Consider the following 22,647-nt stretch of genomic DNA (forward strand, 5'->3'; position numbering starts at 1 on the left):
TATGCAAAGAGTCGCTTGGAAATGCTTCTATTTTGGAGCGTCTCTTATACTTACTATTTTCTAATTAAAAGGAGGATTTCCTAATGGCTAAGGAAAAATTTGATCGTTCCAAATCACATGCTAATATTGGTACAATTGGTCACGTTGACCACGGTAAAACTACTCTTACTGCTGCTATCACGACTGTTATGGCAAAACGAGGTGGCGGAGAAGCAAGAGGTTACGATATGATCGATAATGCTCCAGAAGAGCGCGAACGTGGAATTACAATTTCTACTTCTCACGTGGAATATGAAACTGAATCACGTCACTATGCACACGTAGATTGCCCAGGACACGCTGACTATGTTAAAAACATGATTACTGGTGCTGCACAAATGGATGGCGCTATTCTTGTTGTTTCTGCAGCTGATGGCCCAATGCCACAAACTCGTGAGCATATCCTTCTATCTCGTAACGTAGGTGTTCCCTACATTGTGGTATTTATGAACAAATGCGATATGGTTGATGACGAAGAATTACTAGAACTAGTAGAAATGGAAATTCGTGATCTTCTATCTGAATATGATTTCCCTGGGGACGATATCCCTGTTATCAAAGGTTCTGCTCTTAAAGCTCTTGAGGGTGATGCAGAATGGGAAGAAAAAATTGTTGAATTGATGGATGCCGTAGACGAATATATCCCAACTCCAGAGCGTGACACTGACAAACCATTCATGATGCCTGTTGAGGACGTTTTCTCCATTACAGGCCGTGGTACTGTAGCGACTGGTCGTGTAGAACGTGGTCAAGTTAAAGTTGGTGACGAAGTTGAAATCATTGGTCTTGCTGAAGAAGCTAGCAAAACAACTGTAACAGGTGTTGAAATGTTCCGTAAGCTTCTTGATTATGCGGAAGCTGGTGACAACATCGGTGCACTACTTCGTGGTGTTGCTCGTGAAGATATCCAACGTGGTCAAGTATTGGCTAAGCCTGGAACGATTACTCCGCATACAAACTTCAAAGCTGAAGTTTATGTGCTTTCAAAAGAAGAAGGTGGACGTCATACTCCATTCTTCTCAAACTATCGTCCGCAATTCTATTTCCGTACAACGGATGTAACTGGTATTGTTACATTACCAGAAGGTACTGAGATGGTAATGCCTGGGGATAACATCGAGATGACAGTAGAATTGATTTCCCCAATTGCGATTGAAGACGGAACTCGTTTTTCTATTCGTGAAGGTGGACGTACTGTAGGATCTGGTGTTGTAACTGTTATTGAAAAGTAATGATGAAATATGGAGCAAGCAGGGATTTTCTGCTTGCTCCATTATTTTTGGTTCCCTTCCTTAATAAGAAAAACTCCATAAAGAAATCCCCGTTATTTACAAACTTGCTTCCATGGATAAAACTATGTATAATCGAAACGTTGAAAATAGTTATAGAAATTATCTAGATTTTATTGCATCTGGTGTAGGATTTATGTATAATCAATAATGTTGGTCTTTGACTGCAATGATGTGGAAGGTTGCTGACACACCCGGCCGCTTTGCCATGGCGAGTGTGTAGGAAATTTTCACGGAGTATGTCTATTTTAAAAATAGGCGAAAAGGAGGGAAAGTAATGGCAAAACAAAAGATTCGTATTAGATTAAAAGCGTATGATCATAGAATTTTGGATCAATCAGCGGAAAAGATTGTTGAAACTTCAAAACGTTCGGGAGCGAGTGTCTCAGGGCCAATTCCATTGCCAACTGAGAAAACGGTATACACAATTCTTCGTGCGGTGCACAAATATAAGGATTCTCGTGAACAATTTGAAATGCGTACACATAAACGTCTTATTGATATTGTGAATCCTACGCCACAAACTGTAGATGCACTAATGAGATTGGACCTGCCATCAGGCGTTGACATTGAAATTAAATTATAATAATAAATTTTATAGAAAATCAGGAGGTGTGACTTGTGACCAAAGGAATCTTGGGTAGAAAGATCGGTATGACGCAGGTATTTGCTGAAAATGGTGAATTGATCCCTGTAACAGTTATTGAAGCTGCCCCTAACGTAGTGCTTCAAAAGAAGACGATTGAAACAGATGGATATGAAGCTGTTCAACTTGGTTTTGATGATAAACGTGATAAACTTTCGAACAAACCAGAAAAAGGACATGTTGCGAAAGCAAATACTGCACCTAAGCGCTTCATCCGTGAATTTAACGGAGTAAATCTTGATGAATATGAAGTTGGTCAAGAAGTCAAAGTTGATATTTTCGCAGAAGGCGATTTAGTAGATGTATCAGGAGTTTCCAAAGGGAAAGGATTCCAAGGCGTCATTAAACGCCACGGACAATCACGCGGACCTATGTCCCATGGTTCTCGCTATCATAGAAGACCAGGATCAATGGGTGCTGTTGACCCAGCGCGTGTATTCAAACAAAAAGCATTACCTGGCCGTATGGGTGGAGAAAGAATTACAATTCAAAACCTTCCAGTCGTTAAAGTTGATGCAGAACGTAACTTGCTTTTAGTGAAAGGGAATGTTCCTGGACCTAAGAAAGCTTTAATAGAAATTAAGACTGGAATTAAAGTGAAGTAAGACAACGAGAGAAAGGAGGAAACAAGAATGCCGAAAGTAGCATTATATAGTCAAGCAGGCTCTAAGGTCGGTGAGATTGATCTTAATGAATCTGTTTTTGGAATCGAACCAAACAATCATGTATTGTTTGAAGCAATTGTGATGCAAAGAGCTTCCTTAAGACAAGGAACCGCAAAAGTGAAAAATCGTTCGGAAGTACGTGGCGGTGGTGCAAAACCATGGCGGCAAAAAGGAACAGGTCGTGCTCGTCAAGGTTCCATTCGTTCTCCACAATGGCGTGGCGGTGGTACAGTATTTGGTCCTGTTCCACGCAGCTATAGTTACAAACTTCCCAAGAAAGTTCGTCGTTTAGCCATCAAGTCGGCATTATCAACAAAAGTGCGTGAAGAAAGTATTCTTGTATTAGAATCACTAAGCTTTGAAGCACCAAAAACAAAAGAATTTGTGAAGGTATTAGCGAATCTTCCTGTTGGCAAAAAGGCTTTAGTCGTCACAGATACTGTGGATGAAAATGTAGAATTATCAGGAAGAAATATTCCTGGAATTACTGTGATTGAAGCATCTAACTTGAACGTACTCGATGTTACCAATCATCAAACATTGATCTTAACGAAAGCCGCAGTTGAAAAAGTAGAGGAGGTGCTTGGGTAATGGATGTACGTGATGTTGTTAAGCGCCCCATCATTACAGAGCGTTCTATGGAACAAACGGCTGAAAAGAAATACACTTTTGAAGTAGACGTGAAGGCGAATAAAACGCTGATCAAAAACGCGGTCGAACAAATTTTTGATGTGAAGGTCGAAAAAGTGAATGTGCTGAATTATAAAGGGAAATTCAAACGCATGGGTCGTTTTGTAGGATATACAAACAAGCGCCGTAAAGCAGTTGTTACTTTAACGGAAGATAGCAATGAGATTGAATTTTTTGAAGTATAAGTTCGGTTTAAACTAACGAAAGAGGAGGGAATACAATGGCGATCAAAAAATACAAACCTACCTCAAACGGACGTCGTAACATGACAGGCTTGGATTTCTCTGAAATCACGACAGATAAACCAGAGAAAACATTGCTAGAGCCTCTTAATCGAAAAGGCGGTCGTAATAATCAAGGTAGAATGACAGTTCGTCATCGCGGCGGTGGTCATAAGCGTCAATATCGTGTAGTTGATTTTAAACGCAACAAAGATGGTATACCAGGACGCGTTGCTACAATCGAATATGATCCAAATCGTTCCGCAAACATTGCATTAATTCATTATCATGATGGGGAGAAACGTTATATACTTGCCCCCAAAAATCTTCAAGTGGGCATGGAAGTCATGTCTGGTGCTGATGCCGATATTAAAGTTGGAAATGCCCTTCCATTAGCCAATATTCCAGTGGGTACTTTTGTACACAATATTGAATTAAAACCTGGTAGAGGCGGCCAATTAGTCCGTTCCGCGGGAACTTCTGCCCAAGTCTTGGGTAAAGAAGGTACTAAGTATGTTCTTGTTCGTTTGAATTCTGGTGAAGTTCGCATGATTCTTGCTACATGCCGTGCTTCAGTTGGTCAAGTAGGTAATGAACAACATGAACTAGTGAATGTCGGTAAAGCAGGACGTTCACGCTGGCAGGGCAAACGTCCACATGTTCGCGGATCTGTTATGAATCCGAACGATCACCCGCATGGTGGTGGGGAAGGACGTACACCAATAGGTCGGAAATCACCTGTTACACCTTGGGGTAAACCAACCATTGGCTACAAAACGCGGAAAAAGAATCATACATCGGATAAATTTATTGTGCGTCGTCGTAAAAAATAAGCGGATTGAACCGTAGCATAATTACGAAGGGAGGTTCTAGTATGGGACGCAGCCTAAAAAAAGGCCCATTTGCAGATGAACATTTGCTTACAAAAGTGGAAAAATTAAATGAAAATGATAAGAAACAAGTTGTAAAGACTTGGTCTCGCCGTTCAACTATTTTCCCAAGCTTTGTCGGGCACACCATTGCAGTCTACGATGGCCGCAAGCATGTACCGGTATATATTAGTGAAGATATGGTTGGCCATAAACTTGGTGAATTTGCACCAACTCGCCTCTACAGAGGTCACGCCGGGGACGATAGGAAAACTAAACGCTAATGAGAGGAGGGCAACATCATGCAAGCAAAAGCCGTTGCTAAAACAGTACGAATTGCTCCTCGTAAGGCACGTCTAGTCGTTGATCTTATTCGAGGAAAGCAAGTGGGCGAAGCAGTTTCCATTTTGAAACTAACTCCAAAAGCTGCCTCCCCAATCGTAGAAAAACTGTTAAAATCTGCCGTTGCAAATGCAGAACACAACTATGATATGGACATCAATAATCTATTGGTTTCTCAAGCTTATGTTGATGAAGGACCAACAATGAAAAGATTTCGTCCACGTGCACAAGGTCGTGCAAGTCAAATTAATAAGCGCACAAGCCATATTACAATTGTGCTATCAGAAAAGAAGGAGGGGTAATCTGTGGGTCAAAAAGTTAATCCAATCGGTATGCGTATTGGTATCATCCGTGACTGGGAATCGAAATGGTATGCCGATAAAGAATATGCAACTTTATTGCATGAGGATATTAAAATTCGCGAATACATTGCGAAGCGTTTAGCTGATGCCTCCGTATCACGTGTTGAGATTGAACGTGCTGCAAATCGTGTGAATATCACGGTCCACACGGCCAAACCGGGCATGGTTATCGGTAAAGGTGGTAGCGAAGTTGAAGCTTTACGTAAAGCTTTAAATAAACTTACAAACAAGCGAGTTCATATTAATATTATTGAAATTAAGAAGGCGGATCTTGATGCTAAATTGGTAGCAGAAAATATCGCCAGGCAACTAGAAAATCGTGTATCATTCCGTCGTGCGCAAAAACAAGCGATCCAACGGACAATGCGTGCAGGTGCCGATGGAATTAGAACGATGGTGTCAGGTCGTCTTGGTGGGGCTGATATTGCTCGTGCCGAACACTATAGCGAAGGAACTGTTCCACTTCATACACTTCGCGCTGATATTGACTATGCTCATGCTGAAGCAGACACAACTTACGGTAAACTTGGTGTGAAAGTGTGGATTTATCGTGGAGAGATCCTTCCAGAAAAGAAAAAATCTGTGGAAGGAGGAAAATAATCATGTTAATGCCTAAACGTGTAAAATATCGTCGCGAACATCGTGGTAAAATGCGTGGTCGTGCAAAAGGCGGTACAGATGTAGCTTTCGGAGACTACGGTCTTCAAGCAACAGAAGCTTCTTGGATTACAAGCCGTCAAATTGAAGCAGCGAGAATCGCGATGACTCGTTATATGAAACGTGGCGGTAAAGTTTGGATCAAAATTTTCCCTCACAAACCATACACAGCAAAACCTCTTGAAGTTCGGATGGGTTCCGGTAAAGGTGCACCTGAAGGATGGGTTGCGGTTGTAAAGCCAGGAAAAATTATGTTTGAAATTGCTGGAGTTCCAGAAGAGGTAGCAAGAGAAGCTCTTCGTCTAGCTGCACACAAACTTCCCATTAAATGTAAGTTTGTAAAACGAGAAGAAATTGGTGGTGAACCAAATGAAGGCTAATGAAATCCGTGATTTAACCACTGCCGAAATTGAACAAAACGTAAAATCTTTGAAGGAAGAATTATTTAACCTTCGCTTCCAATTAGCTACAGGGCAACTTGAAAACACCGCCCGCCTTCGCGAAGTTCGCAAATCAATTGCTCGATTGAAAACTGTTGTTCGTGAAAGAGAGCTCGAAGTTAACAATTGATAACCGGAGAGGAGGTTAGCGGAAAATGAGTGAACGCAATCAGCGCAAAGTTTATACAGGACGTGTGGTTTCTGACAAAATGGATAAAACCATTACTGTCATGGTGGAAACTTACAAAAAGCATTCATTATACGGTAAACGCGTCAAGTATTCTAAAAAGTTTAAAGCACATGATGAACAGAATCAAGCGAAAGTTGGCGATATTGTTCGGATTATGGAAACTCGCCCATTATCAGCTACAAAACGCTTTCGTTTGGAAGAGGTTGTTGAGAAAGCAATCATTATTTAATGACATGATCCGGATACATGGTTTCCGAAGGGAGGTAAACTAGATGATTCAACAAGAATCTAGATTGAAAGTTGCTGACAATTCTGGTGCTCGTGAAGTACTTACCATTAAAGTACTAGGTGGATCAGGCCGTAAAACGGCCAATATTGGCGATGTGATTGTTTGCACAGTTAAACATGCAACACCAGGAGGCGTTGTCAAAAAAGGTGAGGTTGTAAAGGCCGTTATTGTGCGTACAAAGAGTGGTGCCAGGCGTCCTGATGGCTCCTATATTAAATTTGACGAAAATGCCTGTGTCATTATACGTGATGACAAAGCACCTCGTGGAACTCGTATTTTTGGACCAGTTGCACGTGAACTACGCGATAGAAATTTTATGAAAATCATCTCTCTGGCTCCAGAGGTTCTTTAATAAAACCATGATACGGTTACTCAAGGAGGTGCGATGTAATGCAAATTAAATCTGGGGATAAAGTAATGGTTATCACCGGTAAAGACAAAGGGAAAACTGGCACAGTTCTTGCTGCTTACCCTCAAAAAGACCGTGTGCTTGTCGAAGGTGTTAATGTTGTGAAAAAGCACTCTAAGCCTTCACAAGATAACCCTCAAGGTGGGATTGATTCTCGAGAAGCTGCCATCCATGTGTCTAATGTGATGATCATTGATCCAAAAACAAATGAACCTACAAGAATCGGTTATAAACGTGTGACTATTAAAGGCAAAAATGGAATTGAAAAAGAAGTGAGCGTCCGTGTATCTAAAAAATCGGGCGAAATCCTTGATAAAGATGTAGCTAAAAAGATTATATAGTAAGCAGATGAAGGGAGGTACACGACATGAACCGCCTAAAGGAAAAATTTGAAAAAGATATTACACCGGCTCTTGTGAGCAAGTTTCATTATAAATCAGTTATGGAAGTCCCTAAGATTGAGAAAATCGTGATCAATATGGGTGTTGGCGATGCTGTTCAAAATGCTAAAATGCTCGATAATGCTGTAGAAGAGCTTAGCCAAATTACGGGTCAAAAACCAGTTGTAACGAAAGCGAAAAACTCTATTGCTGGATTCCGCCTTCGGGAAGGAATGCCGATCGGTGCGAAAGTAACGCTTCGTGGAGAGCGTATGTATGACTTCTTTGATAAATTGATTTCAGTATCTCTCCCACGCGTGCGTGACTTCCGTGGAATTTCCAAAAAAGCTTTTGATGGCCGCGGAAACTATACACTAGGTGTTAGAGAACAGTTAATCTTCCCTGAAATTGATTATGATAAAGTAAACAAAGTTCGCGGTATGGACATTGTGATCGTCACTACGGCGAATACCGATGAGGAAGCACGTGAATTATTGACTGCATTTGGAATGCCATTCCAAAAGTAATCGCTAAATAAGGGAGGCGTAAAAGTGGCTAAGAAATCAATGGTTGTGAAACAGAAACGTACCCCAAAGTTTAAAGTTCAAGAATATACACGTTGTGAAAGATGTGGACGACCACATTCTGTCATCCGTAAATTTAAACTTTGCCGTATTTGTTTTCGTGAACTGGCATATAAAGGTCAAATTCCTGGCGTTAAGAAGGCCAGTTGGTAAGACCGATACTGGGAAGGAGGTAAATGTAAATGGTTATGACTGATCCAATTGCAGATTTGCTTACACGTATTCGCAATGCGAATATGGTACGACATGATAAATTGGAAGTTCCAGCTTCAAATATTAAAAAAGGTGTCGCTGAAATCCTTAAACAAGAAGGATTTGTTCGCGATGTCGAATATATCGAAGATAATAAGCAGGGTATTATTCGTATTTTCTTGAAATACGGTCCGAATAATGAGCGAGTAATCACCGGTCTAAAGCGTATCAGTAAACCTGGATTACGGGTTTATGCAAAGGCAAATGAAGTACCAAAAGTACTTAACGGTCTTGGTATCGCAATCGTCTCTACTTCTCAAGGTGTGTTAACGGACAAAGAAGCAAGAGCCAAGCAAGTTGGCGGGGAAGTACTTGCGTATGTATGGTAATATGGGTCTGAAGAACGGAGGTGCAACAAAATGTCTCGTATAGGGAAAAAACCAATTGAAATTCCTGCTGGCGTTACAGTTGAGCAGAACGGAGATACTGTTACTGTTAAAGGGCCAAAAGGTGAACTGACAAATACATTTCATTCTGATATCAAAATTAGCGTTGAGGACAATATCATTCATGTCACTCGACCTTCTGATTCTAAAGAACACCGCTCTATGCACGGAACAACCCGTTCTCTCGTTGCGAATATGGTTGATGGTGTTTCTAAAGGATTTGAAAAGAACTTAGAACTTGTTGGTGTTGGTTACCGTGCCCAAAAGCAAGGGAATAAACTTGTTCTAAATGTAGGGTATTCACACCCAGTGGAATTTGAACCTGAAGAAGGAACTGAAATTGAAGTTCCCAATAATACAAAAGTGATTATTAAAGGTTACCATAAGGAAAATGTAGGAGCTTTAGCTTCAAATATTCGTGCCGTTCGTCCGCCTGAGCCTTATAAAGGAAAAGGGATTCGGTATGAAGGTGAAATGGTTCGTCGTAAAGAGGGGAAAACCGGTAAATAATGCCGCTTAGGTACTGAAAGGAGTGACTCGTATTGATCACCAAACCAGATAAAAACAAAGTGCGCAAAAAGAGACATGCTCGTGTAAGATCAAAATTAAGTGGTACAGAAATGCGTCCTCGTTTAAACGTATATCGTTCCAATCAAAACATTTACGCACAATTAATTGATGATGAAAAAGGTGTCACATTGGCTAGTGCATCTACCCTTGATAAAGAGCTCAATTTAAAATCTGCGGGGAATGTGGAAGGCGCTAAACAAGTAGGGGCACTCATTGCAAAGCGTGCCGCTGATAAAGGATATAAATCCGTTGTATTTGATAGAGGCGGATATTTGTATCATGGAAGAATTAAAGCACTAGCCGAAGCAGCTCGTGAAAACGGCTTGGAATTTTAATGAAAAAGGAGGGAAACGATAAATGCGTCAATTCGATGCGAACAAACTTGAACTAGAAGAACGTGTAGTGACTGTTAATCGTGTAGCAAAAGTTGTAAAAGGCGGACGTCGCTTCCGTTTTACTGCTCTTGTTGTTGTTGGAGATAAAAACGGACATGTCGGCTTTGGTACAGGAAAGGCTCAGGAGGTTCCTGATGCCATTCGCAAGGCAATCGAAGATGCCAAGAAAAGGATGGTTGAAGTACCTTTAGTTGGTTCTACGATTCCTCATGAAATCATTGGTCGTTATGGTGGCGGACAAATTCTGCTTAAACCTGCGAGTGAAGGTGCAGGAGTTATTGCTGGTGGACCTGTTCGTGCGGTACTTGAACTTGCTGGGGTTGCAGATATTACGTCCAAATCATTAGGCTCAAGTACACCAATTAATATGGTACGTGCGACAATTGAAGGAATTAAAAACTTAAAACGTGCTGAGGACGTTGCGAAATTACGTAATAAAACAGTAGAAGAACTGTTAGGTTAAGGGGGGATTATCATGGCAAATAAATTGACAATTACCCTTACTCGCAGCCTTATTGGTCGTACAGAAAGCCAACGTGAAACAATTAAGGCCTTAGGACTAAAAAAAGTTAATCAAACAGTAGAACACGAGGATAATGATTCGATTCGTGGCATGATTCATAAAGTATCTCATCTTGTTTCTGTTGAAGAACAATAATTTTACTTTTTATAGATAAGGAGGTGCCAACTATGAAACTTCATGAGTTGAAATCTGCTGAAGGTTCCCGTAAAACCCGTAACCGTGTTGGTCGTGGCATTGGTTCTGGGAACGGAAAAACTTCGGGTAGAGGCCAAAAAGGTCAGAATTCCCGTTCAGGCGGTGGTGTTCGTTTGGGATTTGAAGGTGGTCAAACTCCGCTTTTCCAACGATTACCGAAACGAGGATTCACTAATATCAACCGTAAAGAGTTTGCCATTGTAAACCTAGATACACTTAATCGTTTTGAGGATGGTACGGAAGTGACTCCGGAACTTCTTATTGAAACGGGTGTGGTTCGAAACGAAAAGTCGGGTATTAAAATTCTTGCTAAAGGCAACATCGAGAGAAAGCTCACAGTAAAAGCGAATAAATTTTCCTCTGCTGCCAAAGAGGCAATTGAAGCTGCAGGCGGTAAAACTGAGGTGATCTAATTCATGTTTCAGACAATCTCCAACTTAATGCGTGTGGGTGATATTCGAAAAAAAATCCTTTTCACCTTACTAATGTTAGTTGTATTTCGATTAGGAGCCTTTATTCCAGTTCCCGGTGTAGACGCTGAAGTTTTAAAACTTCAGGATCAAGCTAGTCTATTTGGCTTCATGAACATATTTGGTGGTGGAGCACTGCAGAATTTCTCCATTTTTGCAATGGGGATCATGCCTTATATTACTGCTTCCATTATTGTTCAATTATTACAAATGGATGTTGTACCAAAGTTTACGGAGTGGTCAAAGCAAGGTGAAATGGGACGACGTAAGCTCGCTCAGTTTACACGTTATTTCACGATTGTGCTTGCTCTTATTCAGTCAACAGGGATGGCATTCGGATTTAACCGAATGACAGATTTACAACTGATTAAAGATCCAAGTATTATGACGTATGCAACGATTGCGATTGTGTTGACAGCCGGAACAGCTTTCCTTATGTGGCTTGGGGAAGAAATTACAGCCAAAGGGGCAGGGAATGGGATTTCGATTATCATCTTTGCTGGGATTGTAGCGGCCATACCAACTTCTGTCAATCAAATCTATGCGCAACAGTTTGAAAATCCTGGTGAGCAGCTTTTCTTACGCATTATTGTTTTGTTGCTGCTTATTTTGGTTGTGATTGCGATTGTAGTAGGAGTTGTTTTTGTTCAGCAAGCATTGCGCAAAATCCCTATTCAGTACGCAAAGAGAGTAGATGGACGTAACCCAGTTGGTGGACATAACACTCACTTGCCATTAAAGGTAAACGCCGCTGGCGTTATCCCTGTTATTTTTGCCAGTGCCTTTATGGTGACACCACAAACGATCGCCACCTTTTTCTCGTCTGGAAAAGCGGCTGGAACCATCCAGTATATCTTTGACCATACAAAGCCAATAGGAATGGTCATCTTTTTCGCACTTATCATTGCGTTCACCTATTTTTATGCATTTGTTCAAGTGAATCCCGAAAAGGTAGCTGAAAATTTGAAGAAGCAAGGCGGGTATATACCAGGGATACGTCCGGGGAAAAACACGCAGACTTATTTAACAAATGTATTATACCGATTAACCTTTATTGGATCGATATTCCTTGCGCTAGTTTCTATATTGCCTGTTTTCTTTATTAAATTTGCAGGGCTGCCACAATCCGTTCAAATAGGCGGTACTAGTCTTTTGATTGTTGTAGGGGTTGCACTTGATACGATGAAACAATTGGAAGCCCAGTTGGTGAAGCGCCACTATAAAGGCTTCATTAAATAATCGAAATGGTTGTAGGGACAAGGTTACTTTTGTTCCTGTACCATTTAGATGCTTGGGGGCATTACGAATGAATTTAGTTTTAATGGGCCTTCCAGGTGCCGGGAAAGGTACCCAGGCCGATAAAATTGTAGAAAAATATGGGACGCCACATATTTCTACAGGAGATATGTTTCGTGTAGCAATGAAAGAGGGTACAGAGCTGGGATTAAAAGCCAAGTCCTATATGGATAACGGCGAGCTTGTACCAGACGAAGTGACAATTGGAATTGTTCAAGAACGATTAAATAAACCTGATTGTAAAAACGGTTTTCTGCTCGATGGATTTCCGCGAACTGTTGCACAAGCAGAAGCCCTTGAAGCTATTTTGGAAAAAATGGGGAAGAAAATTGATTATGTAATCAATATTCAAGTAGATCAGGATATTTTGATGGAACGCCTTACGGGTCGTCGGATTTGTAAAAACTGTGGAGCTGCTTATCATCTTGTATTTCATCCCCCTGCAAAAGAGGGGATCTGCGACCGTTGTGGTGGCGAGCTTTATCAAAGAGCAGATGATCATGCAGAAACGGTTCAAAATCGTCTTGAAGTCAATCTGAAACAGACAGAACCACTTCTTGATTTCTATCAAACAACAGGTTATTTGAAAAATATTAATGGTCAGCAGCATATGGATCAAGTTTTTGCAGATATTGATTTTTTACTTAAAGGTTTGGTATAATGATTATTTGCAAAACACCTCGTGAAATGGATATTATGCGAGAAGCTGGTAAGATTGTTGCACTTACGCATCAAGAACTTAAGAAATTTATTCAGCCAGGGATTACGACGAAAGAATTGGATTCCATAGCTGAGAAGTTTATCAAGGAACATGATGCTTATCCTTCCTTTAAAGGATATAATGGATTCCCAGGTAGCATTTGTGTCTCTGTTAATGAAGAACTAGTACATGGTATACCCGGAAAAAGAGTGTTGGAAAAGGGCGATATTATTAGTCTTGATATTGGGGCCAAGTATAATGGCTATCATGGTGATTCAGCCTGGACCTATGCAGTTGGCGAAATTGATGATGAAACTCAGAAACTTCTTGATGTTACAGAAAAGTCCTTAATCTTAAGCTTAGATGAGGCACAGCCGGAGGTTCGTCTTTCGAATATTTCCCATGCCATTCAAGAATACGTAGAATCAGAAGGTTTTTCCATTGTTCGTGAATACGTTGGACATGGAATTGGCCAAGATTTACATGAGGACCCACAAATTCCTCACTACGGGCCACCTAATAAAGGCCCTCGTTTAAGACCCGGAATGGTGTTTTGTGTTGAACCTATGGTAAACGCAGGTACTCGTTACGTCAAAACATTGGCGGATAACTGGACTGTCGTAACGGTCGATGGAAAGATGTGTACACATTTTGAACATACAATTGCCATTACAGAAACAGGTTATGAGATTTTAACTAAAATTTAAGTGCAGGTGATCTGGTTGAATGACTCTGATTCGACACCTCGAATAGGTCAAATCGTACTTATAAACAAGGGTCGAGATGCAGGACAATTCGCGATTATCATTAAATTTGTCGATGAGAAATTTGTTCTCATCGCAGATGGGGATCGAAGGAAATTTGATCGTCCCAAAAAGAAGAATATTCAACATCTAACACTTTACGACTATGTTTCTTCAGAAGTTCAGGACAGTTTAACAGAAGCGGGTAGAGTTACAAACGGGAAATTGCGATGGGCACTGACCAATTTTGTAGAAGAGATTCTGGATGTTGTAGAGAAGGGAGACGGATTAGATGGCGAAAGAAGATGTAATTGAAGTGGAAGGGACCGTCATTGATACTTTACCGAACGCCATGTTTAAGGTAGAGTTGGAAAATGGCCATACGGTACTTGCTCATGTATCAGGTAAGATCCGCATGAATTATATTCGTATATTGCCTGGTGATAAAGTAACGGTAGAACTTTCTCCATATGATTTGACACGCGGAAGAATCACATACCGTTTTAAATAAATCATGCACTCCGAACATAAGGAGGTTTTAAACAATGAAAGTAAGACCATCAGTTAAACCAATCTGTGAAAAATGTAAAGTTATTCGCAGAAAAGGCAAGGTCATGGTGATTTGTGAAAATCCGAAGCATAAACAAAAACAAGGATAATAAGGAGGTGTAAGTAAATAATGGCACGTATTGCTGGTGTAGACATTCCGCGTGAAAAGCGTGTAGTCATCGCTTTAACTTATATTTTTGGAATTGGAAAAAGCACGGCTGTTAAAATTTTGGCAGAAGCTGGGGTTTCTGAAGATACTCGTGTTCGTGACCTAACGGATGATGAACTAAGTAAAATCCGTGATATCGTGGATACATTGAAAGTAGAAGGAGACCTTCGTCGTGAAGTCTCATTGAATGTGAAACGTTTAATGGAAATTGGCTCTTACCGAGGCCTTCGTCACCGTCGTGGTCTTCCTGTTCGTGGTCAAAATACGAAAAACAATGCTCGTACACGTAAAGGCCCACGTAAAACTGTTGCAGGTAAGAAAAAATAATTGATTGTAAAGGAGGTAACAGATTAATATGGCTCGCAAAACAAGAACTAATACTCGTAAACGTCGTGTAAAAAAGCATATAGAAACAGGTATTGCTCACATTCGTTCTACTTTTAACAATACAATTGTTACAATTACTGATGCGCAAGGGAATGCTGTTTCTTGGTCGTCGGCTGGAGCACTTGGTTTCAAAGGCTCTCGTAAATCTACTCCATTTGCTGCACAAATGGCAGCAGAAACAGCCGCGAAAGTTTCGATGGAACATGGTATGAGAACACTTGAAGTGACAGTTAAAGGACCTGGTGCAGGACGTGAAGCTGCCATTCGTGCATTGCAAGCTGCAGGACTTGAAGTTACAGCGATTAGAGATGTCACCCCTGTTCCACATAACGGATGCCGTCCACCAAAACGCCGTCGTGTTTGATTCTGTATAAATAATGTATTCCTTGGCTATAATGGGGTACTATATGAATTTGTGCTTGCTAGAATCAATTCTTCATCCAGTTGTTGCACAAACGGGAATGTAACATGGGGAATTTCGAAAATACCTTTCGAAATTTCGACGTTTTGAAGGAGGGTATATTTGAATGATCGAAATGGAAAAGCCGAAAATTGAAACGATTGAGATCAACCATGATGCCAAATATGGGAAATTTGTTGTAGAACCACTTGAGCGTGGATATGGTACAACTTTGGGTAACTCCTTGCGTCGTATCCTGCTATCTTCTCTCCCAGGTGCTGCTGTAACGTCTATCCAAATAGAAGGAGTACAACACGAATTTTCTACTATTGAAGGGGTTGTGGAGGATGTGACCTCTATCATCCTGAATATTAAGAAACTCGCTATGAAAGTCTACTCTGATGAAGAAAAGACATTAGAAATAGATGCTCAAGGTGAGGGTGTTGTGAAGGCCTCTGATATCCTACATGATAGTGATGTGGAAATTTTGAATCCGGAATTACACATTGCTACACTCGGGAAAAATGCTAACTTCCGTTTGCGCATGTCTGCAAAACGCGGACGCGGTTATACACCGGCTGATCAAAATAAGCGTGAAGATTTACCAATCGGTGTGATTCCGATAGATTCAATTTTCACTCCAGTTTTACGAGTGAATTATCAAGTTGAAAATACTCGTGTTGGTCAAATGGCAAACTATGATAAATTAACTTTGGACGTATGGACAGATGGAAGTATCGGTCCAAAGGAATCTATTTCTTTAGGCGCAAAGATTTTAATGGAGCATTTAAATATCTTTGTGAATCTAACGGATGAAGCTCAAAACGCAGAAATTATGGTTGAAAAAGAAGAAGACCAAAAAGAAAAGGTCTTAGAGATGACAATTGAAGAGTTGGATCTTTCGGTTCGTTCTTATAACTGCTTAAAGCGGGCTGGAATTAATACTGTTCAAGAATTATCCAATAAGTCTGAAGAGGATATGATGAAGGTTCGAAACCTAGGAAGAAAATCCTTGGAAGAGGTAAAAGCAAAATTGGAAGATTTAGGGCTTGGCCTACGCAAAGATGATTGATCGAACGTAAGCCTTTTTGCGGCTAAACCTTTACAAACATGATTCGACAAAGGAGGGAAACGAGATGGCTTATAGAAAATTAGGACGAACAAGCTCACAACGTAAAGCAATGCTTCGTGATTTAACAACGGATTTAATTATTAGCGAACGTGTAGAAACAACAGAAGCACGGGCAAAAGAACTTCGCTCCGTTGCGGAAAAAATGATTACACTTGGCAAACGCGGCGATTTACATGCACGCAGACAAGCTGCATCATTTGTCCGCCATGAAGTTGCGGATGCGGAAACGAAGCAGGATGCTGTGCAAAAACTATTTGCAGACATTGCACCTCGTTATGCTGATCGACAAGGTGGTTATACACGCATTATGAAATTAGGACCACGTCGTGGCGATGGGGCTCCAATGGTTGTGATTGAATTAGTATAGTAAAAGGGGGAGACCGTTCGATCCTGTATTGGCTCTCCCTTTTTTTAGGATTGTATTGTTGCTATGTTGCCCTGACTTCAAAATGTTTATACGTTTATCAGGCTGGGTTCATAGCAAAAACGGAATGGTACGTCATATCTGTTTTTATTTTACAAAGCTAAAAAGGAGCGTTACGATAGGCAGAGGCTATTGCCTGTGACCTGTCTAGCTCATGCGCCTCCTCCCTTTTATCCATAATTGTGATGGAGATAAAGATCCTGTTTCCTGGAGTGAGGTGCAGGCTTTTTTTCTATTTCCAGACTTTATAAAATGAAAAGGCCACTAGCTTTTAGATAAAATCTCAATGCCGTTTCTTTAACTTTAGGATGTGCTTGAGTTGAGAGGAGTCATAGAATGGTGGGAGAGAGAGAACCGGTGATCTCGATTCAAAATATTTCTTTTCGATATGAGGACCAAAAAGAATACGCACTAAAAGATGTTACCTTCTCGATTGCAAAGGGGGAATGGCTTGCGATTGTGGGCCATAATGGATCGGGTAAATCGACGCTTGCTAAAATTCTAAATGGTCTGCAATTTCCTGAAAAGGGAAAGGTACTTGTCGGTAAATGCCAGTTAAGCGATGAAACCATTTGGGATATCCGGAAACAAGTGGGAATGGTGTTTCAAAATCCTGATAATCAATTTGTTGGTTCAACTGTTCAAGATGATGTGGCTTTTGGCCTAGAAAATAACGGAGTTCCGTTTGTAGAGATGAAGGAACGAGTTCAAAATGCGTTGGAACGTGTTTCGATGGAGACATTTCTTGACCAAGAGCCACATCATCTATCAGGCGGTCAAAAGCAGAGAGTGGCGATTGCTGGAGTCATTGCGTTGCGTCCGCAGGTGATTATATTGGATGAAGCGACCTCTATGCTTGATCCACTAGGCCGTGAAGAAGTGTTAAAGACCATTCGCCATTTAAAAGAGGAACAGGATTTAACTGTTATTTCGATTACACATGATTTAGAAGAAGCGGTAAAAGCGGACCGGATCATTGTTATGAATAAAGGTGAAGTGTATAAAGAAGGTCGTCCGGATGATATTTTTCAATTAGATGAGGAATTAATAAAGTTGGGCTTGGATATGCCTTTTTCAATTAAAATGGCAAACTCTTTGCGTCAAAGGGGTTTTACATTGCCTCATAAATATTTGACAGATGCGGAGTTGGTGGAGGAATTATGGACATTACACTTCGAGATGTAGAGTACAGATATCAAATCAACACTCCGTTTGAACGACTTGCTATTCAAGATGTGAACCTATCCATTCCCCAAGGTATTTTCATTGCGATCATCGGGCATACGGGATCAGGTAAGTCTACTATTCTACAACATCTCAATGCGCTGATTCAACCAACGAAGGGACAAGTGATGATTGGTGACCGTGTGATTGACGCTGAGAAGAAGGAAAAGGATTTAAAGTCGATTAGACAAAAAGTAGGGATTGTTTTTCAGTTTCCTGAACATCAATTATTTGAAGAAACCGTAGAAAAGGATATTTGCTTTGGTCCAATGAATTTTGGCATTTCCGAACAGGAGGCGCAAGCAAGGGCCAAAACCTTAATTAAGGAAGTAGGGTTATCAGAGGATATTTTACAAAAGTCTCCTTTTGAACTATCCGGGGGCCAAATGCGCCGTGTTGCGATTGCCGGTGTTCTGGCAATGGAGCCTGAGGTTTTGGTGCTGGATGAGCCTACAGCAGGATTGGACCCAAGAGGAAGAACAGAAATTATGGAGATGTTTTATCAACTGCATAAAGAGAAGGATTTGTCGACCATTCTCGTCACTCACAGTATGGAAGATGCCTCCAAGTTTGCGGATGAAATTGTCATTATGAATCATGGCAAAGTAGAACAAGTGGCTGATCCAAGGACAACATTCTCTGATCCAGAAGCATTATTGGAATTGGGGTTAGATGTACCAGAGGTTGTGAAATTTCAATATTTGTTTGAACAAAGAGCAGGGCAAAAGCTAGATAAAACATGCTTGACCATCGAGGAGCTAACCGAGGCTTTGAAAGAATATCAGAAACGTGGTGCTTCCTCATGATGGAAAAAATGATATTTGGTCGATATATTCCGGGAACATCCCTACTTCATCGTCTTGATCCGCGGGCAAAGTTATTATTTGTTTTTGGCTTTATCTGTATTATTTTTCTTGCCAATAATGTTGCAACATATGGATTGATCCTGCTATTGGTCCTTGCGATTCTTTTTTTAGCTCAGATTAATCTTACATTTTTATTTAATGGTCTAAAGATGATCTTATTCCTAATCTTGTTCACCTTCTTCTTACAGCTTTTTTTCAATAAAGAAGGAGATGTTCTGTTTTCAATGGGGTTTATTAAGATTTATGAGGAAGGACTTAGGCAGGGAATCTTTATATCTTTACGTTTCTTCTTACTAGTTTTAATCACATCGTTATTGACTTTGACGACAACACCGATTAGTTTGACAGATGGGCTTGAAAGTCTATTACATCCGTTGAAGAAGATTCGTTTCCCAGTTCATGAGCTTGCCTTAATGATGTCGATTTCGCTTCGTTTTATTCCCACTTTGATGGATGAAACAGATAAAATTATGAAAGCGCAAATGGCAAGGGGAGTCGACTTTTCTAGCGGGTCATTGCAACAAAGAATTCGAGCCTTTATTCCATTGCTGGTTCCCCTGTTCGTGAGTGCGTTTAAACGAGCGGAGGAATTAGCGACAGCGATGGAAGCTAGGGGTTATCGCGGGGGAGAAGGCCGCACAAAATACCGGGTTTTAAAGTGGCATGTAAGAGACACATTGGCAGAGATTGTTTTGATTTTATTAACAGTGGCATTGATCTTATTAAGGTCGTGATCTAGAATGGACGAGATACAACGCTATAAAGCAACGATTTCATATAATGGTTCTGCCTTCTCTGGATTTCAAATTCAACCAAATGGGCGTACGATTCAGGCGGAATTGGAAAAGGTATTAGCGAAGATGCACAAGGGGCAAAGGGTCAAGATAGTTGGATCTGGCCGGACAGATGCAGGCGTTCATGCTAGGGGGCAGGTGATTCACTTTGATTCTCCCTTACAGATCCCGATAGAAAGCTGGCAAAAGGGACTAAATGCCTTATTAACAGATGATCTTGTGATAACAGAGTTGGAGAAAGTCGATCCTAATTTCCATGCTCGCTTTGATGCAAAGGGGAAAACATACAGATATAAAGTGTACACCCAAAAGACGAGGGATCCTTTTCGACACTATTTTGCAACTCATTATCCGTTCTCTTTGGACTTGCAACAAATCCAAACGGCAGCCAAGCATTTGATAGGAACCTATGATTTTACAAGTTTCTGTTCCGCAAAAACAGAAATGACGAATAAGGTAAGGGAGATTACGGAGATTACTTTGGAGAAGTCTGGTGATGAGGTGATCTTTACGATTACAGGAAATGGCTTTTTGCATAATATGGTGAGAATCATTGTTGGGACATTATTAGAAGTTGGCTCTGGGAAGAGAAAGGCCTCTGAGATGCTTCAAATCCTAGAAGGCTGTGACCGGCGACTGGCAGGAAAAACAGCCCCACCACAAGGTTTATACCTTTGGAAAGTGGATTATGATGGATAGACGGGAATGTTTTCTGTTAACGTGGCAGATATCTTAACAACTTAACCAGGTGTATTCATTTTTTTCTTGACTTTACATGTCAAAAACGGTAAGATATCCTATGGTATTGTTTTAATTCCATGATAAGCCCCGGAAACTTATTATGATGAAATAAATACGAATTTGCAATTTTTTATTTTAGGAGGGTAATGAATGCGTACTACCTATATGGCTAAAGCCAGCGAGATCGAACGTAAATGGTACGTGATTGACGCCGAAGGAAAAACACTAGGTCGTCTTGCTACTGAAGTTGCGTCCATCTTGCGCGGTAAGCATAAACCAACATTCACACCGCATGTAGATACAGGTGACCATGTGATTTTAATTAATGCTGAAAAAATCGAACTAACAGGTAAAAAACTAACGGACAAAATCTATTACCGCCATTCAGGATATGCTGGTGGAATTAAATCAAGAACAGCATTGGAAATGCGTACAAAATATCCAGAGAAAATGTTAGAGCTTGCGATCAAAGGCATGCTTCCAAAAGGTACTCTTGGACGTCAAATCTTCAAAAAACTACATGTGTATGCTGGAGCTGAGCATCCACATCAAGCACAACAACCGCAAACTTACGAGCTTCGCGGTTAAGAAAAGCGTAGGCGTCCGTTTAGCGACGTACAAATTCGAAGGATGAACAGCTAAAGTCGCGCCGTCCTGGCGCAACGCTGTTCTGACCAACATCCTGTTGGCCTGAGATAAAGGAAACACGATGAGTCCTAAAAAGGACGAATCGATGTTGACTTATCGTAGGAAGAAACCGTAAATTTGCTAGTCGCTGGACGCCGGAGCTAGACCTCGGGAAAAATTTATGCTTTTTAATATTTTAGAAACAGGGAGGGCAATATATTGGCACAAGTTCAATACTATGGTACAGGTCGCCGCAAAAGCTCCGTAGCTCGTGTACGATTAGTACCAGGCGACGGCCGTATCGTGATTAATAATCGTGAAGTAGAAGACTACATTCCATTTGAAACATTACGTGAAGTGATTAAACAACCATTAGCAGCAACGGAAACAGTTGGAAGCTATAATGTCTTAGTCAACGTAAAAGGTGGAGGCTACACAGGACAAGCAGGAGCTATCCGTCACGGAATTGCTCGTGCGCTACTTGAAGTAGACCCTGAGTTCCGTAGCTCACTTAAGCGTGCAGGACTCTTGACTCGTGACCCACGTATGAAGGAACGTAAGAAGTATGGCCTAAAAGGCGCACGTCGTGCACCACAATTCTCAAAACGTTAATATCGTTATTATATCAACGTTTACAGCCTCTTCCCGAGAGAAACGGGAAGGGGTTTTTCATTTAAAAAATAGAGCTGAATACCCCTTGAATACCCTTTGGTTAAAAATCGAGAAAATCATTAATGGTATCTGCTGCACTTTCTTTCATAAAATGTGTATCTACCATGCAGATATTTTATTTTTAGCGTTAGTGTCTCCATGGGCAGCCATATCCGTTATGGCTGAAGACAATAATTATGCTGGCGTTTGGTGGAGAGAATTTTTATCACAAATTGTTACGATTGTTTTACAAGTTGCTGCCATGGTTGGTGTCGTAGAAATCTTAACTGGTTCGAATAGAAATATGTCGTGGTACAAGTTTATGTTACTAATTGGACTATGCGTATTATTGATTCGTGGACCTTCTGTTACTCGGTCAATGTGGTATGCGACAGGAGCAGGAAAAAGCAAGATGAATCAAGGTGGAAAAATAGCGGCCAGAATGATGATGATTAGGAAAATATTTGCATGAAGATTTTCATTGATTATTTGTCCTATATTGTGATTCCTTTGATTTTTATATGGCGTGGTTTGCGCATGAGAAAAATGCTAAGAAATGAAATGATAAAGGGGAATGTTAAGCCAATTAGTTATTCGTGGAAAATGAAAATCTATCCTGTTTTAATGGAAGCTTGGCAAGAAAGAAAAATGTTAAAAAGCGAGTTAAAAAGATCACTAAAAAAATAACAAAATGAATAATAAAACAGGCTACCGACTGCGCAAGGAGGTAACCTGTTTTATGGTGTTTTGCTGTCCCATATTATAATGTGGACGCACACCACACGCCCGAGACAGCCATTTGTATATTTACATTGTATCACAGATTATTTTTTGATTCTAATTTATTACATAAGTAAAGCCAGCTCTGAGGAGTAAATTTATATTTTGTTCCCTTTTTTAAAGGAAAGTACCTTATCAACATTTTTGAATGTTCCGTCAATTAAACCTCCTATTTTTAAGACCAAATTGAACCAAATTCCTTGTTTTCACTTTAAAATTGTGGATAACTTAATTTTTACTTTCTTATTATCACACCCTTTGCTATAATTTAGTTACTAGGTAAATCTAACTTGAGTGGGTT

The 22,647-nt window shown here is 40.6% G+C and carries 40 protein-coding genes; all 40 read left to right on the top strand.

From position 1 onward, the window contains the following. Positions 1-83: 83 nt before the first annotated feature. Entirely contained in the window at positions 84-1,271 is a 1,188-nt protein-coding gene (tuf, locus tag MUB24_RS19650; protein WP_244707141.1) for an elongation factor Tu, read from the top strand. 334 nt (positions 1,272-1,605) lie between these two features. Continuing rightward, positions 1,606-1,914, top strand: coding sequence for a 30S ribosomal protein S10 (gene rpsJ, locus MUB24_RS19655; protein WP_244707144.1), 309 nt, complete (start codon positions 1,606-1,608; stop codon positions 1,912-1,914). A gap of 35 nt (positions 1,915-1,949) precedes the next feature. After that, a complete protein-coding gene (gene rplC, locus MUB24_RS19660; RefSeq protein ID WP_244707146.1) occupies positions 1,950-2,579 on the top strand; it encodes a 50S ribosomal protein L3 in 630 nt (209 codons plus the stop codon). A 27-nt stretch (positions 2,580-2,606) separates the two neighbouring features. Beyond that, positions 2,607-3,230, top strand: coding sequence for a 50S ribosomal protein L4 (gene rplD, locus MUB24_RS19665; protein ID WP_244707148.1), 624 nt, complete (start codon positions 2,607-2,609; stop codon positions 3,228-3,230). Then, entirely contained in the window at positions 3,230-3,514 is a 285-nt protein-coding gene (gene rplW / locus MUB24_RS19670) for a 50S ribosomal protein L23 (protein ID WP_244707150.1), read from the top strand. The genes rplD and rplW overlap by 1 nt, the downstream gene beginning before the upstream one ends. 35 nt (positions 3,515-3,549) lie before the next feature. Next, the gene (gene rplB, locus MUB24_RS19675) at positions 3,550-4,383 is read left to right on the top strand and encodes a 50S ribosomal protein L2 (protein ID WP_244707151.1); all 834 of its coding nucleotides are present in this window, start codon (positions 3,550-3,552) and stop codon (positions 4,381-4,383) included. A gap of 41 nt (positions 4,384-4,424) precedes the next feature. After that, positions 4,425-4,703, top strand: coding sequence for a 30S ribosomal protein S19 (gene rpsS, locus MUB24_RS19680; protein ID WP_244707153.1), 279 nt, complete (start codon positions 4,425-4,427; stop codon positions 4,701-4,703). 18 nt (positions 4,704-4,721) lie between these two features. Further along, complete coding sequence (gene rplV, locus MUB24_RS19685; protein ID WP_244707155.1) at positions 4,722-5,063, top strand: 50S ribosomal protein L22; 342 nt, start codon at positions 4,722-4,724, stop codon at positions 5,061-5,063. 3 nt (positions 5,064-5,066) lie between these two features. Further along, positions 5,067-5,723, top strand: a complete 657-nt coding sequence (gene rpsC, locus MUB24_RS19690) for a 30S ribosomal protein S3 (RefSeq protein ID WP_244707157.1) — start codon at positions 5,067-5,069, stop codon at positions 5,721-5,723. Between the two features lie 2 nt (positions 5,724-5,725). Next, positions 5,726-6,160, top strand: coding sequence for a 50S ribosomal protein L16 (rplP, locus tag MUB24_RS19695; protein WP_244707160.1), 435 nt, complete (start codon positions 5,726-5,728; stop codon positions 6,158-6,160). Continuing rightward, positions 6,150-6,350, top strand: a complete 201-nt coding sequence (gene rpmC / locus MUB24_RS19700) for a 50S ribosomal protein L29 (protein WP_244707161.1) — start codon at positions 6,150-6,152, stop codon at positions 6,348-6,350. The genes rplP and rpmC overlap by 11 nt, the downstream gene beginning before the upstream one ends. Before the next feature lie 25 nt (positions 6,351-6,375). Further along, positions 6,376-6,639, top strand: coding sequence for a 30S ribosomal protein S17 (rpsQ, locus tag MUB24_RS19705; RefSeq protein ID WP_244707163.1), 264 nt, complete (start codon positions 6,376-6,378; stop codon positions 6,637-6,639). 43 nt (positions 6,640-6,682) lie between these two features. Continuing rightward, entirely contained in the window at positions 6,683-7,051 is a 369-nt protein-coding gene (gene rplN / locus MUB24_RS19710; protein WP_244707165.1) for a 50S ribosomal protein L14, read from the top strand. A gap of 38 nt (positions 7,052-7,089) precedes the next feature. Further along, the gene (rplX, locus tag MUB24_RS19715; RefSeq protein ID WP_244707167.1) at positions 7,090-7,449 is read left to right on the top strand and encodes a 50S ribosomal protein L24; all 360 of its coding nucleotides are present in this window, start codon (positions 7,090-7,092) and stop codon (positions 7,447-7,449) included. Positions 7,450-7,475: 26 nt separating this feature from the next. Continuing rightward, a complete protein-coding gene (rplE, locus tag MUB24_RS19720) occupies positions 7,476-8,015 on the top strand; it encodes a 50S ribosomal protein L5 (protein ID WP_244707169.1) in 540 nt (179 codons plus the stop codon). Positions 8,016-8,039: 24 nt separating this feature from the next. Further along, positions 8,040-8,225, top strand: coding sequence for a 30S ribosomal protein S14 (gene rpsN / locus MUB24_RS19725; protein WP_212973924.1), 186 nt, complete (start codon positions 8,040-8,042; stop codon positions 8,223-8,225). A 29-nt stretch (positions 8,226-8,254) separates the two neighbouring features. After that, a complete protein-coding gene (gene rpsH, locus MUB24_RS19730; RefSeq protein ID WP_244707171.1) occupies positions 8,255-8,653 on the top strand; it encodes a 30S ribosomal protein S8 in 399 nt (132 codons plus the stop codon). 30 nt (positions 8,654-8,683) lie between these two features. Further along, positions 8,684-9,220 carry a 50S ribosomal protein L6 gene (gene rplF, locus MUB24_RS19735; RefSeq protein ID WP_244707173.1) on the top strand — a complete coding sequence of 179 codons (537 nt, stop codon included), beginning with the start codon at positions 8,684-8,686 and terminating at the stop codon, positions 9,218-9,220. A gap of 32 nt (positions 9,221-9,252) precedes the next feature. Next, the gene (gene rplR, locus MUB24_RS19740) at positions 9,253-9,615 is read left to right on the top strand and encodes a 50S ribosomal protein L18 (protein ID WP_244707175.1); all 363 of its coding nucleotides are present in this window, start codon (positions 9,253-9,255) and stop codon (positions 9,613-9,615) included. Positions 9,616-9,637: 22 nt separating this feature from the next. Next, positions 9,638-10,138: a 30S ribosomal protein S5 gene (rpsE, locus tag MUB24_RS19745; RefSeq protein WP_244707177.1), complete on the top strand. Its 501-nt coding sequence runs from the start codon at positions 9,638-9,640 to the stop codon at positions 10,136-10,138. Between the two features lie 12 nt (positions 10,139-10,150). Further along, positions 10,151-10,333 carry a 50S ribosomal protein L30 gene (gene rpmD / locus MUB24_RS19750; RefSeq protein ID WP_244707180.1) on the top strand — a complete coding sequence of 61 codons (183 nt, stop codon included), beginning with the start codon at positions 10,151-10,153 and terminating at the stop codon, positions 10,331-10,333. A gap of 32 nt (positions 10,334-10,365) precedes the next feature. Next, positions 10,366-10,806: a 50S ribosomal protein L15 gene (gene rplO, locus MUB24_RS19755; protein ID WP_244707182.1), complete on the top strand. Its 441-nt coding sequence runs from the start codon at positions 10,366-10,368 to the stop codon at positions 10,804-10,806. Between the two features lie 3 nt (positions 10,807-10,809). Continuing rightward, on the top strand, positions 10,810-12,102 hold the full coding sequence (gene secY, locus MUB24_RS19760; RefSeq protein ID WP_244707184.1) for a preprotein translocase subunit SecY: 1,293 nt from the start codon (positions 10,810-10,812) through the stop codon (positions 12,100-12,102). A 67-nt stretch (positions 12,103-12,169) separates the two neighbouring features. Next, entirely contained in the window at positions 12,170-12,820 is a 651-nt protein-coding gene (locus MUB24_RS19765) for an adenylate kinase (protein WP_244707186.1), read from the top strand. Then, the gene (gene map, locus MUB24_RS19770; RefSeq protein WP_244707188.1) at positions 12,820-13,566 is read left to right on the top strand and encodes a type I methionyl aminopeptidase; all 747 of its coding nucleotides are present in this window, start codon (positions 12,820-12,822) and stop codon (positions 13,564-13,566) included. Before MUB24_RS19765 ends, map begins: the two co-directional genes overlap by 1 nt. Positions 13,567-13,581: 15 nt before the next feature. Beyond that, positions 13,582-13,917 (top strand): KOW domain-containing RNA-binding protein, encoded by a 336-nt coding sequence (locus MUB24_RS19775; RefSeq protein WP_244707190.1) that lies wholly within the window; start codon positions 13,582-13,584, stop codon positions 13,915-13,917. Continuing rightward, positions 13,895-14,113: a translation initiation factor IF-1 gene (gene infA, locus MUB24_RS19780; protein WP_244707192.1), complete on the top strand. Its 219-nt coding sequence runs from the start codon at positions 13,895-13,897 to the stop codon at positions 14,111-14,113. The genes MUB24_RS19775 and infA overlap by 23 nt, the downstream gene beginning before the upstream one ends. 34 nt (positions 14,114-14,147) lie before the next feature. After that, entirely contained in the window at positions 14,148-14,261 is a 114-nt protein-coding gene (gene rpmJ, locus MUB24_RS19785; protein WP_003156543.1) for a 50S ribosomal protein L36, read from the top strand. A 20-nt stretch (positions 14,262-14,281) separates the two neighbouring features. Beyond that, entirely contained in the window at positions 14,282-14,647 is a 366-nt protein-coding gene (gene rpsM / locus MUB24_RS19790) for a 30S ribosomal protein S13 (protein ID WP_244707194.1), read from the top strand. Positions 14,648-14,675: 28 nt separating this feature from the next. Next, a complete protein-coding gene (gene rpsK / locus MUB24_RS19795; protein ID WP_244707196.1) occupies positions 14,676-15,071 on the top strand; it encodes a 30S ribosomal protein S11 in 396 nt (131 codons plus the stop codon). Positions 15,072-15,234: 163 nt separating this feature from the next. Next, the gene (locus MUB24_RS19800) at positions 15,235-16,179 is read left to right on the top strand and encodes a DNA-directed RNA polymerase subunit alpha (RefSeq protein ID WP_244707198.1); all 945 of its coding nucleotides are present in this window, start codon (positions 15,235-15,237) and stop codon (positions 16,177-16,179) included. Positions 16,180-16,243: 64 nt separating this feature from the next. After that, positions 16,244-16,606 (top strand): 50S ribosomal protein L17, encoded by a 363-nt coding sequence (rplQ, locus tag MUB24_RS19805; RefSeq protein WP_244707200.1) that lies wholly within the window; start codon positions 16,244-16,246, stop codon positions 16,604-16,606. 393 nt (positions 16,607-16,999) lie between these two features. Continuing rightward, positions 17,000-17,848, top strand: a complete 849-nt coding sequence (locus MUB24_RS19810; protein WP_244707202.1) for an energy-coupling factor ABC transporter ATP-binding protein — start codon at positions 17,000-17,002, stop codon at positions 17,846-17,848. Beyond that, positions 17,824-18,693, top strand: a complete 870-nt coding sequence (locus tag MUB24_RS19815; RefSeq protein WP_244707204.1) for an energy-coupling factor ABC transporter ATP-binding protein — start codon at positions 17,824-17,826, stop codon at positions 18,691-18,693. The genes MUB24_RS19810 and MUB24_RS19815 overlap by 25 nt, the downstream gene beginning before the upstream one ends. Then, entirely contained in the window at positions 18,690-19,487 is a 798-nt protein-coding gene (locus MUB24_RS19820; RefSeq protein ID WP_244707206.1) for an energy-coupling factor transporter transmembrane component T family protein, read from the top strand. Before MUB24_RS19815 ends, MUB24_RS19820 begins: the two co-directional genes overlap by 4 nt. A 6-nt stretch (positions 19,488-19,493) precedes the next feature. Continuing rightward, complete coding sequence (truA, locus tag MUB24_RS19825; protein ID WP_280517081.1) at positions 19,494-20,246, top strand: tRNA pseudouridine(38-40) synthase TruA; 753 nt, start codon at positions 19,494-19,496, stop codon at positions 20,244-20,246. A gap of 192 nt (positions 20,247-20,438) precedes the next feature. Next, the gene (rplM, locus tag MUB24_RS19830; protein ID WP_244707208.1) at positions 20,439-20,876 is read left to right on the top strand and encodes a 50S ribosomal protein L13; all 438 of its coding nucleotides are present in this window, start codon (positions 20,439-20,441) and stop codon (positions 20,874-20,876) included. A 258-nt stretch (positions 20,877-21,134) separates the two neighbouring features. Beyond that, positions 21,135-21,527 (top strand): 30S ribosomal protein S9, encoded by a 393-nt coding sequence (gene rpsI, locus MUB24_RS19835; protein WP_244707210.1) that lies wholly within the window; start codon positions 21,135-21,137, stop codon positions 21,525-21,527. Positions 21,528-21,612: 85 nt separating this feature from the next. Next, positions 21,613-22,038 (top strand): conjugal transfer protein TrbL family protein, encoded by a 426-nt coding sequence (locus tag MUB24_RS19840; protein WP_244707212.1) that lies wholly within the window; start codon positions 21,613-21,615, stop codon positions 22,036-22,038. Further along, the gene (locus MUB24_RS19845) at positions 22,035-22,253 is read left to right on the top strand and encodes a hypothetical protein (protein ID WP_244707214.1); all 219 of its coding nucleotides are present in this window, start codon (positions 22,035-22,037) and stop codon (positions 22,251-22,253) included. The genes MUB24_RS19840 and MUB24_RS19845 overlap by 4 nt, the downstream gene beginning before the upstream one ends. Positions 22,254-22,647: the final 394 nt, after the last annotated feature.

The organism is Lederbergia sp. NSJ-179 (genome assembly GCF_022867885.1).
In the GTDB taxonomy this organism is placed as follows: domain Bacteria; phylum Bacillota; class Bacilli; order Bacillales; family Bacillaceae_C; genus Lederbergia.

Bases quoted from the DNA above. Each gene is read 5' to 3' on its own strand.
- rplO (WP_244707182.1), top strand. From the start codon at position 10,366: ATGAAACTTCATGAGTTGAAATCTGCTGAAGGTTCCCGTAAAACCCGT.
- MUB24_RS19815 (WP_244707204.1), top strand. From the start codon at position 17,824: ATGGACATTACACTTCGAGATGTAGAGTACAGATATCAAATCAACACT.
- rplB (WP_244707151.1), top strand. From the start codon at position 3,550: ATGGCGATCAAAAAATACAAACCTACCTCAAACGGACGTCGTAACATG.
- rplQ (WP_244707200.1), top strand. From the start codon at position 16,244: ATGGCTTATAGAAAATTAGGACGAACAAGCTCACAACGTAAAGCAATG.
- MUB24_RS19820 (WP_244707206.1), top strand. From the start codon at position 18,690: ATGATGGAAAAAATGATATTTGGTCGATATATTCCGGGAACATCCCTA.
- truA (WP_280517081.1), top strand. From the start codon at position 19,494: ATGGACGAGATACAACGCTATAAAGCAACGATTTCATATAATGGTTCT.
- infA (WP_244707192.1), top strand. From the start codon at position 13,895: ATGGCGAAAGAAGATGTAATTGAAGTGGAAGGGACCGTCATTGATACT.
- rpmD (WP_244707180.1), top strand. From the start codon at position 10,151: ATGGCAAATAAATTGACAATTACCCTTACTCGCAGCCTTATTGGTCGT.
- MUB24_RS19845 (WP_244707214.1), top strand. From the start codon at position 22,035: ATGAAGATTTTCATTGATTATTTGTCCTATATTGTGATTCCTTTGATT.
- rpsK (WP_244707196.1), top strand. From the start codon at position 14,676: ATGGCTCGCAAAACAAGAACTAATACTCGTAAACGTCGTGTAAAAAAG.
- rpsE (WP_244707177.1), top strand. From the start codon at position 9,638: ATGCGTCAATTCGATGCGAACAAACTTGAACTAGAAGAACGTGTAGTG.
- map (WP_244707188.1), top strand. From the start codon at position 12,820: ATGATTATTTGCAAAACACCTCGTGAAATGGATATTATGCGAGAAGCT.
- rpmJ (WP_003156543.1), top strand. From the start codon at position 14,148: ATGAAAGTAAGACCATCAGTTAAACCAATCTGTGAAAAATGTAAAGTT.
- MUB24_RS19800 (WP_244707198.1), top strand. From the start codon at position 15,235: ATGATCGAAATGGAAAAGCCGAAAATTGAAACGATTGAGATCAACCAT.
- rplV (WP_244707155.1), top strand. From the start codon at position 4,722: ATGCAAGCAAAAGCCGTTGCTAAAACAGTACGAATTGCTCCTCGTAAG.
- rplN (WP_244707165.1), top strand. From the start codon at position 6,683: ATGATTCAACAAGAATCTAGATTGAAAGTTGCTGACAATTCTGGTGCT.
- MUB24_RS19810 (WP_244707202.1), top strand. From the start codon at position 17,000: ATGGTGGGAGAGAGAGAACCGGTGATCTCGATTCAAAATATTTCTTTT.
- rpsS (WP_244707153.1), top strand. From the start codon at position 4,425: ATGGGACGCAGCCTAAAAAAAGGCCCATTTGCAGATGAACATTTGCTT.
- rplP (WP_244707160.1), top strand. From the start codon at position 5,726: ATGTTAATGCCTAAACGTGTAAAATATCGTCGCGAACATCGTGGTAAA.
- rpsM (WP_244707194.1), top strand. From the start codon at position 14,282: ATGGCACGTATTGCTGGTGTAGACATTCCGCGTGAAAAGCGTGTAGTC.
- rplM (WP_244707208.1), top strand. From the start codon at position 20,439: ATGCGTACTACCTATATGGCTAAAGCCAGCGAGATCGAACGTAAATGG.
- rpmC (WP_244707161.1), top strand. From the start codon at position 6,150: ATGAAGGCTAATGAAATCCGTGATTTAACCACTGCCGAAATTGAACAA.
- rpsH (WP_244707171.1), top strand. From the start codon at position 8,255: ATGGTTATGACTGATCCAATTGCAGATTTGCTTACACGTATTCGCAAT.
- rplD (WP_244707148.1), top strand. From the start codon at position 2,607: ATGCCGAAAGTAGCATTATATAGTCAAGCAGGCTCTAAGGTCGGTGAG.
- MUB24_RS19765 (WP_244707186.1), top strand. From the start codon at position 12,170: ATGAATTTAGTTTTAATGGGCCTTCCAGGTGCCGGGAAAGGTACCCAG.
- rplX (WP_244707167.1), top strand. From the start codon at position 7,090: ATGCAAATTAAATCTGGGGATAAAGTAATGGTTATCACCGGTAAAGAC.
- rplF (WP_244707173.1), top strand. From the start codon at position 8,684: ATGTCTCGTATAGGGAAAAAACCAATTGAAATTCCTGCTGGCGTTACA.
- secY (WP_244707184.1), top strand. From the start codon at position 10,810: ATGTTTCAGACAATCTCCAACTTAATGCGTGTGGGTGATATTCGAAAA.
- rpsQ (WP_244707163.1), top strand. From the start codon at position 6,376: ATGAGTGAACGCAATCAGCGCAAAGTTTATACAGGACGTGTGGTTTCT.
- rpsJ (WP_244707144.1), top strand. From the start codon at position 1,606: ATGGCAAAACAAAAGATTCGTATTAGATTAAAAGCGTATGATCATAGA.
- tuf (WP_244707141.1), top strand. From the start codon at position 84: ATGGCTAAGGAAAAATTTGATCGTTCCAAATCACATGCTAATATTGGT.
- rplE (WP_244707169.1), top strand. From the start codon at position 7,476: ATGAACCGCCTAAAGGAAAAATTTGAAAAAGATATTACACCGGCTCTT.
- rplW (WP_244707150.1), top strand. From the start codon at position 3,230: ATGGATGTACGTGATGTTGTTAAGCGCCCCATCATTACAGAGCGTTCT.